Raw genomic sequence first — 13,198 nt, forward strand, 5'->3', positions numbered from 1 at the left:
ATTTATTCCATAAATTATCGGTTGTAAAGTTGAGTAAGTTGTAGTAACCGATCGCTCAATTCTTGACTCAAAAGCTCTGAAGTGGTATAGCGCCAGCGCCAGTTGCCAGGAGTAACACTAGGGTCATTCATGCGAGCGCCGTTATCTAAGGAAAGAATATCTTGGAGAGGGAATATTGCCATGTCAGCAACGGAAGCGGAAGCTAAACGCATGAGTGACCAACTGATTTCATGGATATCACCATCACTAGCATAACCCAAATATTGAGCAACGTGCTGTCTTACTTCCTGAGGAGCTTGTAACCACCAACCGACAGTAGTATCGTTATCGTGAGTACCTGTGTAGACTATGCAGTTATTGATATAACTATGAGGTAAGTAGGGATGATCTGCCTCACCGCCAAAAGCAAACAATAATATTCGCATTCCCGGAAATTCAAAGTGATCCCGCATTGCTTCTACTTCTGAAGTAATAATTCCCAAGTCTTCTGCCAAGATAGGTAGACTTCCTAGAGCTTCCTGTAATTTGGAAAATAATTTGTATCCTGGTGCTTTTACCCATTCACCATTAATAGCATTATCTTCCCCTGCGGGAACTCGCCAGAAAGCTTCAAAACCACGGAAATGATCGACGCGCACAAAATCTACATATTGTAGAGTTGCCCTAAATCTTTCGACCCACCAAGCAAAGTTAGTATTAATTAAGTTTTCCCAGTTATAGACAGGATTTCCCCATAACTGCCCAGTTGCACTAAAATAGTCTGGTGGTACTCCTGCTTTCCATGCAGGTTCTAAAGTCTCTGGGTTGAGGTCAAAGTTTTCTGGGTGACTCCAAACCTCTGCACTATGATGACAAACATAAATTGAAACGTCCCCAATAATTTTGATATTTTTCCCATGACAATATCTGCGGACTTTTGTCCATTGTTCAAAAAACTGAAATTGCAAAAATTTATGATATTCAATACTATCGTGTAATATTTCAGTTGCTATTTTTACTGCACCTGATTCTCTACGAGCTAAACCTGGTTCCCATTGATTCCATGTTTTATCTGGGTTGGCCTCATGCAAAGCCATAAATAAAGCATAGTCATTCAGCCAATATGATTGTTGTTGAGAAAAAATTTCGTATTCTGGTGGAATGGCTTGTTTGAAGCGGTCATAAGCTTGCTGTAAATATTTAGTTTTGTGGGGAATAACTTCTGCAAAGTTGACTCTGGCGTATGCTGGGTCTCCTTCTGAAGGTAGAGGTATGAGTTCATCAGGATTTAATAATCCTTTCTCTGCCAATATATCTAGACTAATTAATAGAGGATTTCCTGCAAAGGCGCTGAAATTCATGGTATAGGGTGAATGTTCATAACCTGTTGGCCCTAGAGGTAATACTTGCCAAATTTTTTGTCCACTTCTGGCCAGAAAATCAATAAACTCATAAGCTGATTTGCCTAAATCCCCGATGCCGAATCTACTGGGTAAACTGGTAGGGTGTAGTATGATGCCACTTGCACGTTCAAAAGTCATAGTATTTATAAGTCAAAAGTCAAAAATCAAAAGTCAAAAGTCAAAAGTCAAAAGTTAGATAAATTAATAGTTTCTACATCATAATTTCTGTGACTTTCAGCTTTGTAAGATATTACCGAAAAAGTTCGAGAGCTTGAAAGCCCTGTGACTTCAGCCCAGGGATAAAAAGCGATACGGCGGTTGTCTCCAGGGAAGGAGCTACGCTATCAACCGTCAGTAAACATATTCTATCACTATTGAGTATTTTACTCTATCTGTGTTAGAGTAAATATATCTAGAGAAAGGGGGTCAATGGTCGATGCCTTATGCTTTTGAATTCAAGATTAAAGCTAAAAAAAATCAATATGCTGCCATCGATGAAGCAATCCGTACAGGTCAATTTATCCGCAATAAATGTATCAGATTGTGGATGGATGAAAGAGGTACAGGAAAAGCAAAATTATATAGATATTGCAGATTATTAGCTAAAGAATTTGCTTTTGCGAATAAACTTAATTCACAAGCAAGACAAGCAATGGCTGAAAGGGCATGGTCATCTATCTCTAGATTCTACGATAACTGTCACAAAAAAATATCAGGGAAAAAAGGATATCCAAAATTTAAGAAACATTCTCGCTCAATTGAATATAAAAACACAGGCTGGAAATTATCAGAAGATAGAAAATATATAACTTTTACAGATAAGCTAGATATAGGAAAGCTCAAGTTAAAAGGGACTTGGGATTTGCATTTTTATCAGCTAGAACAGATCAAACGAGTCAGGTTAATCAAGAGAGCAGATGGTTATTATTGTCAGTTATTAATTCAAGCAGATATTAATGTAGAAACTACTCCTACCCAAAAAACAACAGGAATTGATTTAGGGTTAAATTATTTCATAGCTGATAGTTCTGGAAATGTGGTTGAATCTCCAAAATACTATCGAAAATCATCAAAAAAATTAAGCCGATTAAATAGGAGAAAGTCGAGAAAATACCGGAATCCAGGTAAAGGAAAAAAGGGAGCAAAAATGGTAAAAGTTCCCAAACAACGACAGTCAAATAATTATCACAAAGCTAGAGTTCGATATGCACGGAAACATTTAAAAGTAAGTAGGCAGCGTGAAGAGTTTGTCAAGAGAGTGGCCAACTGCGTCATCCAGTCTAATGATTTGGTCGCCTATGAAGATTTGAATGTTAAGGGTATGGTAAAAAATCGGCATTTAGCTAAGTCGATAAGTGATGCAGGATGGTCAACTTTTAGGCGTTGGTTAGAGCATTTTGGTAGAAAGTATGGAAAAGTAACTGTAGCAGTTCCGCCACATAATACTAGCCAAAACTGTTCTAGTTGCGGTCAGACAGTCAAGAAGTCTCTATCAACTCGCACTCACATTTGTGATCATTGTGGGTTTGTAGAAGACAGAGACGTAAATGCAGCGTTGAACATTTTGCAAAAAGGACTTTCTACGGTGGGGCACACCGAAAGTAACGCTTGGGGAGACACACCCTCTAGTTGTGTTGGAGAAATCCTGCATGATTATGGTGAGTCATTGAACCAAGAATCTCTGTCGCTTTAGCGCGGGGAGTGTCAAAATAATAGAAATAATTATTAACTATGAAAATTTTAGTTTTAAACGCAGGCTCTAGTTCCCAAAAAAGTTGCTTGTATGAAATTACTGGGGAAAACTTACCAGAAAATCCACCAAAACCAATTTGGGAAGCAGCAATTGACTGGACTGCTAATAATAATTATGGTCTAATGGAAGTAGCAGCAAATGGAGTGGAAAAAGAGGTAAAACTTAAGCAAGAAAAACGCCTAGAAAGCATTGCTAAAATGTTAGAAACTCTGAGCCAAGGAGAAACTAAAGTTATAGAAAAACTTTCCTATATAGATGTAGTTGGTCATCGAGTAGTTCATGGCGGTTCAGATTATTCAGAAGCAACACTAATTACAGATAAAGTCAAGGCAACAATCAAAAATCTTATTCCTTTAGCACCTACTCATAATCCCAATCATTTAGAAGGAATTGAAGCTATTGAAAAAACATTAGGAAATGTGTCTCAAATAGCAGTATTCGATACAGCATTTCACAGTAAAATGCCAAAAAAAGCTGCTGTTTATCCAATTCCTTATGAATGGTTTGAAAAAGGAATTCGGCGCTATGGTTTTCATGGAACAAGTCATAAATATTGTGCTCAAAAAACAGCAAAAATATTAGGAAAATCACTAGAATCTTTGCGGATAATTACTTGTCATTTAGGTAATGGAGCTTCTTTAGCAGCAATTCGTAATGGAATTAGTATTAATACTACCATGGGATTTACTCCATTAGAAGGATTAATGATGGGAACTCGTAGTGGCTCAATTGACCCGGCAATTCTCATTTATTTAATGCGAGAACATGGTTTAGATGCAGAAAAACTAAATATAATGCTCAACAAAGAATCAGGATTAAAAGGAATATCTGGAAAATCTGGAGATATGCGTTATATAGATAAAGCTATGCAAGAAGGAGATGAACGTGCTCAATTAGCATTCGATATTTATATTCATCAACTTTGTTGTTGTATTGGAAAAATGCTTCCTTCTCTTGGTGGTATAGACGTTTTAGTATTTACTGCTGGAATAGGAGAACGTTCAGCAATTGTCAGAGAAAAAACTTGTGAAAATTTTGAATTTTTAGGATTAAAAATAGACCAGGAAAAAAATATTAAACCAGGGATGGATACCGAAATTTCTACTTCAGATTCAAAAGTACGAGTGTTGGTAGTACATACAGAAGAAGATTGGGCGATCGCTTGTGAATGTTGGCAAAAGCAGAAAATGAACCAAGCTTAGGTGATATTTGGACTAAAAACTTGATAAATAGTTAATTTATTTTTGATTAATTTGTCATAGTACTAATACAATTTCACAAAATTGACATCCTCCCCGGCCTAAAGGCGCGGGAATTCTTATTTAAACGCGGAAAAGCTGTCCTGAAAGGACGGGATTTTAGACCCAATTTTTCGGTAAAAAGTCATTCGTGACGTTTAGGACTACCCAGATTTTTTGAGGAACTTCTGTATTTACCGCTATTATCAAGTAATTAAGTTGTTTGAGCTATTAGCTATTAGCCATTAGCCATTACCTAATTTTTGACTTTTGACTTTTGACTTAGTAAATTAATGTACATCAATACAGTAAAATTACTGTTATGGACAATCAAGACCTCAATCAATTCAATATTCAGCCAATGGAAGAAAGTCCTTTAGATCATTTAGGAGAAGAACCCCCAAAACCAGATCCAGAGGAAATGTTGCCATTGCTAACTTCCTCAGAACCCTCCCAAAGGATGATTGCAGCGCGAGCTTTCTGTGAACTCCAGGAAAAACGGGCTATTATTCCATTAATTAAATTATTAGAAGATGATTGTCCATTAATACGAGTGAGTGCTGCTTATGCTTTGGGCCGTAATCCTAGCTCAGATGCAGTAGAACCTCTAATTACACAATTGAATAGGGACTTCAATGGCTATGTCCGTAAAGGAGTAGTTTGGGCCTTGGGAAATTGTCGCGATCGCCGTGCTTTGGAGCCTTTAGTTGATGTCCTCAGAACGGATATTTCTGCAGTACGTCTATGGGCAGCAAGTTCCCTTGGTCAGATGGCCAAAGTAAGTTATGAAGTAGTAGTAGGGGCAATACCACCATTAATTGAAGGTTTGCGACGAGATTCAATGCCAGCAGTTAGAAGTAATTGTGCATGGGCCATTGGTCAATTATGTCGAGAATTACCTTCTAATGTGGTCTATGCAGGTGGCATTGATGCCTTAATTGAAGCATTAGAAGAGGAGCAAGATATGGGAGTGCGCGAAGATGCTAAATCATCTTTGTTACGAGTAGGAGACCCCAGGGGTCTGCAAGTTATCGAAGATTTAGCAATGGAAGGGCTTTAATGAAGTCAGAAGTTAGAAGTTAGAAGTCAGAAGTTAACCCACCCCTCGCCCCTCCCAGGAGAGGAGCTGGAAGGGGAAGTAGGAGATTTGAGCTTCGCTCCAAAAATATTTCGCCTTAAAAGGCGGGGTTGCGCGACCCATATTATTTTGATCAAAAAAATATATACTGATAAGTTGAAGTAATAACAATTACTACTGTTAAAATTATTTATTATTAATAGAATTATAACAAAAAAAATGTTTCACACTTCGCTCAGAGTATATTTTAGCCTTTGAAATTCATCTGTGGCTAAATCTCGCGATGATAACGGGAGTCCTCTTTCCACATTTTTTGATAGAGAATTGACTTAGTTCATAGCTTACGTCATCACTCTTAATTATGCTTAAATTTAGTATAGTGATTTAATAAAGCAGTCCGTTATGATCAAAACTTCACTCAACAGAGCCACATCTTCATACCAACCGTTGACAAAGGATAAAGGAAAACTGGCTTTTCCTAAAACAGAACAACCACTACAACCAAAGAGAGAATATACCTCACCCGAAACTCTTGAATTACAGGGATATAAGCAGCCCAAGCTAGGAGCAATGATAGAGAATGTGATGGCTGCACAACTTGCGGGTATGAGCGATCGGCCTTCAACTAAGGATGAGGACTTTGGAAATCAATTAAGAGCACCTCGCCCTTCCCAGTTAGGCAGTATGGCTATCCAGGCAAAGTTAACTGCAGGAAGAACCCCTTCAAGGAGTGTAGGGGAATAGGGAGATTAACTAAGAGCACCTCGCCCTTCTCAGTTAGGCAGTTACGACCATACTAGCAATTTTGCTGATCACACGCTCCACGAAGTAATGGACATCGCGTATAATTTCGGTGTAGATTATAATATTAGAAATAGAGGAGCAGGGTAAATAACAGTTTGACAAAATCTATGATTATCTAGTATAGTCTATGATTATGACTAACAAATTCATCAAAATAGGTGCAGCAGCAGAACTATTAGGAGTGTCGATTGATACGCTCCGGAAATGGGAATTGTCTGGAGAACTGATACCAGACCGAAAAAGCCAGGCTGGTACTAGATTCTATGACTCTTCTAAACTTATCAATTTAGGAGATGCAGACAGTTCTACTATTTGTTATGCCAGAGTCAGTAGCCACGACCAAAAGGCAGATTTAGACAGGCAACAAGCAATGTTAGAGGCTTATTGTGCTGCCAAAGGATGGAAATTTGAGATCATTAAAGACTTAGGCTCTGGTATGAACTACCGCAAAAAAGGGTTGCAAAAATTATTAGAGAAAATCTTGAGGAAGCAAACTAAGCGATTAGTATTAACTCATCAAGATAGATTGTTAAGGTTTGGTGCTGAGTTGGTTTTTTCTTTTTGCGAACTCCAGGGGATTGAGATAGTTATTATTAACAAAGGAGAACAACCAAGTTTTGAAGAAGAATTAGCTCAAGACGTACTAGAAATCATCACAGTTTTTTCAGCTAGGCTTTACGGTTCTAGATCAAAAAAACACAAAAAATTATTACTTGGATTACAAGAGGAAGTAGATCAAGTTGTCAGGAAAATTGATAATAATGCTACTAGGACATCATACTGAACTGTACCCAAATAACCAGCAAAAAACCTTGCTGGCTAAACACGCTGGTGTAGCGCGTCATGCTTACAATTGGGGCTTGTGGTTAACTAAAAACATCCTTACTCACAATTCCAACAATCCTTCAGGTAAACTGAAATTTCCGACGGCAATCGACCTACATAAACTTTTAGTAGCAATGGTTAAACCATTAAACTATTGGTACTACGAGGTTTCTAAATGTGCACCTCAATATGCTTTGAGATATTTATCACAAGCCTGGAAACGCTGCTTTACTAAAGTTTCTGGTCAACCTAAATTCAAGAAAAAAGGTAGAGATGATAGCTTTACCTTAGATGGCTCAATATCGGTAGGCTTTAATCAGATTAAATTACCAAGAATTGGATGGGTGAAAACCTACGAAATATTGCCAGATAAAGTATCTCCTAAATCTGTAACTATAACTAAAAAAGCTGATAGATGGTTTGTCAGTTTCGCTCTGAGAAACAGAATCTAAAATTACTGAGAAATCAGTAGATGTAGTTGGTGTTGATTTAGGTGTAAAATCTCTAGCTACACTCTCAACTGGTGAAGTGTTTGAAGGAGCGAAGTCTTACAAAAAGTTAGAAGCAAAACTCTCACGAGAGCAATACCTAAACAGACATAAAGTCGTCTATTCGTCTAATTGGAAAAAAGCGCAACTCAAAATAGCTCAGTTACACAACAGGATAGCTAATATCAGAAAAGATACATTGCATAAACGCGCCTACTTATTTGGCTCTTAACCACAACCCACCCCCATCCCCTCCCGGGAGGGGAGCTAGAGGGGTGGGTGAAGACCTTAATGTATCAGGAATGATGGCAAATCACAAGCTAGCTAAAGCTGTTGGGTCTATGGGTTTTTATGAGTTTCGTAGACAGGCGCGAGTACAAGTGTGAGCTATACGGTTCATCCTTAATCATTGTTGATAGATGGTTTCCTAGTTCTAAAACCTGCAGTAGGTGTGGAACTGTTAAAGAATCTTTGTTGTTATCAGAGCGCGTTTTCAATTGCGAAAACTGCAATTTCAGCTGTGATTGCTCCGCAACGCTAGCGCGAACGAGATTTGTTTGCGTAGCATTCCGTAGGAAATGCAGCATTAAATTTAGCTATGGCGGGCAGTTTGCTCCGCAACGCTAACGCGTTTCGCGCCAGCGTTGCGTTACGCCAGTTTTGCGAAGCAAAAGCAAACGTCCGTGTCAGCTTGTGGACTGGATAACGCCGACGTTGCCAGGTTGAAGCAAGAATAGAACAGATAATCATAGATTTATATAGATTATCGTAGGTTTCTAAGAACGGCTGGGTAACGACAGATTATCTACAGCTGCAAGTGGGTTGACTCCAGCCCAGGAGGCAGCGAAATTAAAGAATTATGTGGATGAATTTAGGGATCATTACAACGCCAGACACAAGGTTTATATTGATGGAATTGGTTATGGTCTTCTTCCCGCTTATCCTAAACTTACAGATACTGAGAGGCAAACCAAAGAATTGACCGAGGAAGAGGTAAGAAATGATGTTCAAGAATTTAACACCCAGATTACCAATGCCACAAATGGAATAAATCCAACTATCAATCTTGATGCAGCAGCAGCTTTAGCTCACATAATAATAAACCGAATTTCGGCATTGAACAGAATATTGACCTTAAAAAATGTTCCTGAGTAAGCAAATATAATAACATGAGTATAAAAATGCCTCTAACAAAGTACATACGACAATAGCCCCGTCTAGGTGCTGCTGCTCATGTACAAACCGTTATCGGTAATAATAAATGGCCATACCATATTAGGTCTTAATATATTCTAAATTCTGATAATGTCAAACCATAAAGTTTCCTCTCAATTTCTCACTCCCCAAAGTTTCTTAGAACGCAGTGCAGCAGCATTTCACGAAAAAGAGGCCATAGTTTACCGTTCCTCTCGCTGGACTTATGCGCAGTTTGCCACTAGAGTCAATCAACTAGCAAACGCCTTAAAAAATAGAGGTTTACAAAAAGGCGATCGCGTAGCTTTCCTTTGCCCCAATATTCCACCTATGCTAGAAGCACATTTTGGCGTTCCCCTAGCAGGAGGAGTTTTAGTCGCGATTAATATTCGGTTAGCTGCTAAGGATATTTCTTACATCCTGAATAACTGTGGAGCGCGTCTATTATTTGTCGATACAGAATTATCTCATCTGGTAGCATCAGTGCGGGATGAGTTGGAAAGTGTAGAAGAAATAATTAATATAGTAGACACTCAAATAGATACAACAGGAGAAAAATTACCAGGAACAGATTATGAAACCTTTTTAACTACAGGCAGCTCTGACCCTATATCATCCTCACTCACAGACGAAAACGAACCAATTTCGATCAACTATACCAGCGGCACCAGCGGTCAACCAAAAGGAGTGGTATATACTCACCGTGGTGCTTATCTCAATGCTTTGGGCGAAGCATTAGAATTAGGTATGAATAATCGCAGCATTTATTTGTGGACGTTACCCATGTTTCACTGCAATGGTTGGTGTTTTACCTGGGGAGTCATTGCTGTGGGTGGTACTCATATCTGTATGCGGAAATTTTTCCCTAATACTGTAGTTTCGTTAATTATGGATGAAGGAGTCACTCACTTCTGTGGTTCTCCTACAATATTAATTTCTCTTGCCAATGACCGCGCCATTAAAAAATTACAGCTTTCCCACCCGCTTCGAGTTGCTACAGCAGGAGCACCACCTTCCCCCACTATTATTCAAACAATGGAAGAATTGGGAATTGATATTACTCATGTTTATGGTTTAACGGAAACCTACGGACCCCATAGCGTCTGTGAATGGCAAGCACCTTGGGATGATTTACCAATGGCAGAAAGGGCAAAGTTGAAAGCTAGACAGGGAGTTGCTTATATTCATGCTGCTCAGATGCGGGTAGTAGATAAGGATATGCAGGATATACCTGCTGATGGGGAAACTATGGGAGAAGTGGTGATGCGTGGCAATAATGTCATGCAGGGATATTTTGATGATCCAGAGGCGACTGAATGGGCGTTTCGCGGTGGTTGGTTTCATAGTGGAGATTTGGCGGTGATGTATCCTGATGGTTATATGGAATTACGCGATCGCGCTAAGGATATTATTATTAGTAGCGGCACGAATATTTCGACTATTGAGGTGGAGAGAGCAATTTACAAACATCCAGCAGTTTTGGAAGTGGCAGTTATTGCTATCCCAGATGAGAAACGAGGCGAGGTGCCCAAAGCTTTTGTGACTTTGAAACCTGATGAAAGTCTGACAGGAGCAGAAATTATTGATTTTTGTCGGCAGAATTTGGCACAGTTTAAGGTTCCGAAAGCGGTTGAGTTTATAGAATTGCCAAAGACTGCTACGGGTAAGGTTCAGAAATATTTATTGCGGGAGAAAGAGTGGGTTGGTTATGAGAAAAGAATTCACTGAGAAAAGTTATAGCAGGGAATAGGGAAGAGGGTTTTCCTGCACGGTAGACCACAGTAGGGACGTTCCATGGAACGTCCCTACAGGGTTTTGATTGTGACGTGAGGTCTTCAATATAAAAAGCGCTGTATGGCTGAATAATGAATAGTTGTTTGAGATGGTGTTTAGTAGGACATCTATCAACCACTAGACACCTATAATATTATGTTCGGTTGAATACTTAGGGTTTGCTGAACAAAGTCTTTTAGTAGGGGTAGAAGACAGGAGACAGGAGACAACCCACCCCTGACCCCTCCCAACCCACCCCTAACCCCTCCGGTGGAGGGGAGGGGAAGACAGGAGAAATGGGAATTATAGAAGAGGTAGTCGGAAAAATTGTCAGAGTGATTTTTCTGCCATAATCGTCCCAAAATACTAGCATGCATGAGCTTCTTCCGCTGAAAAGCTGGTACTTTTTTAGACCAAAAAATGCTAAAACCAATATCAGTCAATGCTTTTAGATTTAATCAGCAAGTCCTACTTATAATATCTGCAGACTGAAGGCAAATGATTTTTTATAACTGATTATCCGAACATGATATAATATCAAATCCGTTTCATTCGGTATCACAAAATGTTCCATCTTCAACCATTACCAAATATTTCTCGATTACCCCATCACCCCATCACCCCATCTAATTACACCGATGCTACCGGATTTGATATAAGATCGGGACTTACGCATAACTACTGTCTTTATAACTCAATGGGAAGAGTCACAGTAAAAGTGGTTTGACCAACAACAGATGTAAAATCAATCTTTCCCTGATGTTTGTCCATAATCTTTTTGACAATTTCTAACCCTAAACCACTACCTTCTCCGGCAGCTTTTGTGGTAAAGAAAGGTTGAAAGATTTTATCCTGAATCTCTGGGGGTATACCAGTTCCAGAGTCTGTGATTTCCACCACAATATTTTGATTTTCCACCCGCACCTCAATATCTATTTTCCCCTTTCCATCCATCGCTTGAATACCATTGTGAATCAAGTTTGTCCACACTTGCACTAATTCATCACCATAGCAAAGAATTTCTGGAATATCTTGATAGTGGCGAATCACCTCCACACCCTTTTTTAGATAGTTGTGGTACAGATTCAGTACGGTTTCAATACCGTCAGTAATCTGAGCTAATTGTTTCTCTCCACTTTGATCGTAACGGGCGTAACTCTTGAGGGCAAAGACAATTTTTGAGGCTCTTTCCACAGCGTTGTTAATATTTTTGCTGTTGGTGTGGAGGCGGGCAATATCGTAGGCAATGTGTACAATTTGGTTAGCTTGGGGAGTTTGTAGCAAAGATATTTGAGATTCAAAACCATGATGTAATCCGGCTTCAGTTAGTAGGTGAGCTAGTTGTTTGGCATTGGTAATGTTGTGAGATTGAAGTTGTTGAGTGACTGTGCGTTTAATTTGACGTTTTTCCCGGGTACTGAGACTGGTTTGGTTGCTCACGGCAAGTTGTAGGAAACTGAAAAAGTTGGTTTGTTGTTGTGGGTTGAGCAGGGGTAATAGTTGAGGTAGTTGAGATAAGGATGCTTCTAGGGCTTTTTCGGTGTTACCGATGGCGGCGCGAATGGCTCCCAGGGGTGTGTTAATTTCATGGGCAATTCCGGCGACCAGTTGTCCTAGAGCTGCCATTTTTTCCGACTGAATTAATTCATCTTGGGTGGCTTTGAGTGCTTGTAAAGTTTGGGTGAGTTGTTGATTATTTTGCTGCAATTGTTGTGTTCGTTGGGCAACTTGTTGTTCCAGGGTCCGGTTGTAGTCTTCTAATCGGTGGTAGAGTCTGGCGTTTTCGATAGAAATGGCTGCTTGAGCGGTGAGGAGGTTGAGAATCTCGATGCGGTCTGGGGTGAAGGCTTCTACAGTAAGGCGATTTTCTAGGTAGAGGATGCCAATCAGTTTTCCTTGATTAATGATAGGAGTACAACAGAGGCTTTTGGGTGGCTGTTGAATCAGGTAGGGGTCTGCGGTGAACGTTTTGTCTTGTTTGATATTGTTAATGAGCATCGTCTGTTGAGTTCGTTTGACGGTATTAATGATGCTAATGGGTAAGTTTTCGGTTTTGGCAAGGGTAATAGCTGATAGGTAACATTGGTTGCTATCGCATTTGGCAGCTATTTCCCAAGTGCCGGAGTTGTCTAAAATTAAGGCTCCTGTGTCAGCTCCGGCATTTTCCAGGACGATGTGCATTAGTTTGGAGAGCAAAGCATTGAGTTCGATTTCCTCAGAAAGAGCATGAGAGGCTTTGATTATGGTTGCCAGGTCGAGACTGTCGGAAATTCCGCTTGAGGTATTGGTGATGCTTTCCATTGACTTCCGAATCATTGTTTCGCCTTTTTGTTGGCTAACAATAGGAGCAAGCAGTTGAGGATATTTTTGTTCTAGTTGGTCAGTCTTAGCTTGAGCACCCCAACGAGCATAACAGTAATATGCTTCCTGCATATAAGTAGCAGCAATTTTTTCTTTCCCCCAATTCAGGTAAAATTTGGCTGCCAGTTCGTTCCCTAATGCTTCTTGTTGGAGATCTTCGTTTTCTTTGGCTAGGGCAATAGCACAGTCATACAATTCTATAGCTTCTAACTTTTTTCCCCCAATTCGAGCCATTTCTGCTTCTACCAAACAACACAAATGTAGGAAATTTTCCGGACAATTCTGTGCCCAAATGGCAAGTT

Annotated in this window: 13 protein-coding genes; 11 read left to right on the forward strand and 2 right to left on the reverse strand. The window is 39.6% G+C overall.

Translation table 11 applies throughout. The features are described from left to right. Positions 1 to 14: 14 nt before the first annotated feature. Positions 15 to 1,520: a 4-alpha-glucanotransferase gene (malQ, locus tag F6K15_RS30025; RefSeq protein ID WP_293068320.1), complete on the reverse strand. Its 1,506-nt coding sequence runs from the start codon at positions 1,518 to 1,520 to the stop codon at positions 15 to 17. Between the two features lie 298 nt (positions 1,521 to 1,818). On the opposite strand from malQ, the gene F6K15_RS30030 reads away from it, so the two are divergent. The 11 genes from F6K15_RS30030 to F6K15_RS30080 all read left to right on the forward strand — a co-directional run bounded on the left by F6K15_RS30030 (position 1,819) and on the right by F6K15_RS30080 (position 10,490). After that, the gene (locus F6K15_RS30030) at positions 1,819 to 3,075 is read left to right on the forward strand and encodes a transposase (RefSeq protein WP_293068322.1); all 1,257 of its coding nucleotides are present in this window, start codon (positions 1,819 to 1,821) and stop codon (positions 3,073 to 3,075) included. A gap of 38 nt (positions 3,076 to 3,113) precedes the next feature. Continuing rightward, positions 3,114 to 4,337 carry an acetate kinase gene (locus tag F6K15_RS30035; RefSeq protein WP_293068325.1) on the forward strand — a complete coding sequence of 408 codons (1,224 nt, stop codon included), beginning with the start codon at positions 3,114 to 3,116 and terminating at the stop codon, positions 4,335 to 4,337. Positions 4,338 to 4,695: 358 nt separating this feature from the next. Then, positions 4,696 to 5,433, forward strand: a complete 738-nt coding sequence (locus F6K15_RS30040) for a HEAT repeat domain-containing protein (RefSeq protein ID WP_363269005.1) — start codon at positions 4,696 to 4,698, stop codon at positions 5,431 to 5,433. A gap of 420 nt (positions 5,434 to 5,853) precedes the next feature. Next, positions 5,854 to 6,195 (forward strand): hypothetical protein, encoded by a 342-nt coding sequence (locus tag F6K15_RS30045; RefSeq protein ID WP_293068328.1) that lies wholly within the window; start codon positions 5,854 to 5,856, stop codon positions 6,193 to 6,195. A 193-nt stretch (positions 6,196 to 6,388) separates the two neighbouring features. After that, the gene (locus F6K15_RS30050; protein ID WP_293068330.1) at positions 6,389 to 7,039 is read left to right on the forward strand and encodes an IS607 family transposase; all 651 of its coding nucleotides are present in this window, start codon (positions 6,389 to 6,391) and stop codon (positions 7,037 to 7,039) included. Then, positions 7,017 to 7,532 carry a transposase gene (locus F6K15_RS30055; RefSeq protein ID WP_293068333.1) on the forward strand — a complete coding sequence of 172 codons (516 nt, stop codon included), beginning with the start codon at positions 7,017 to 7,019 and terminating at the stop codon, positions 7,530 to 7,532. Before F6K15_RS30050 ends, F6K15_RS30055 begins: the two co-directional genes overlap by 23 nt. A 1-nt stretch (position 7,533) precedes the next feature. Next, a complete protein-coding gene (locus F6K15_RS30060; RefSeq protein WP_293068354.1) occupies positions 7,534 to 7,800 on the forward strand; it encodes a transposase in 267 nt (88 codons plus the stop codon). Continuing rightward, positions 7,790 to 7,954, forward strand: coding sequence for a hypothetical protein (locus tag F6K15_RS30065; protein WP_293068336.1), 165 nt, complete (start codon positions 7,790 to 7,792; stop codon positions 7,952 to 7,954). The genes F6K15_RS30060 and F6K15_RS30065 overlap by 11 nt, the downstream gene beginning before the upstream one ends. Then, the gene (locus tag F6K15_RS30070; RefSeq protein ID WP_293068339.1) at positions 7,920 to 8,195 is read left to right on the forward strand and encodes a transposase; all 276 of its coding nucleotides are present in this window, start codon (positions 7,920 to 7,922) and stop codon (positions 8,193 to 8,195) included. Before F6K15_RS30065 ends, F6K15_RS30070 begins: the two co-directional genes overlap by 35 nt. A gap of 195 nt (positions 8,196 to 8,390) precedes the next feature. Beyond that, positions 8,391 to 8,723: a hypothetical protein gene (locus tag F6K15_RS30075; protein ID WP_293068342.1), complete on the forward strand. Its 333-nt coding sequence runs from the start codon at positions 8,391 to 8,393 to the stop codon at positions 8,721 to 8,723. A 150-nt stretch (positions 8,724 to 8,873) separates the two neighbouring features. Then, positions 8,874 to 10,490, forward strand: coding sequence for an acyl--CoA ligase family protein (locus tag F6K15_RS30080; RefSeq protein WP_293068345.1), 1,617 nt, complete (start codon positions 8,874 to 8,876; stop codon positions 10,488 to 10,490). Between the two features lie 732 nt (positions 10,491 to 11,222). Here the strand turns inward: F6K15_RS30080 and F6K15_RS30085 are convergent. Further along, positions 11,223 to 13,198, reverse strand: a 1,976-nt coding sequence (locus F6K15_RS30085) for an ATP-binding protein (protein ID WP_293068348.1), incomplete at its 5' end; no start/stop codon positions are given.

The sequence above is a fragment of the Okeania sp. SIO2B3 genome (assembly GCF_010672525.1).
Classification (GTDB): Bacteria; Cyanobacteriota; Cyanobacteriia; order Cyanobacteriales; family Microcoleaceae; genus Okeania.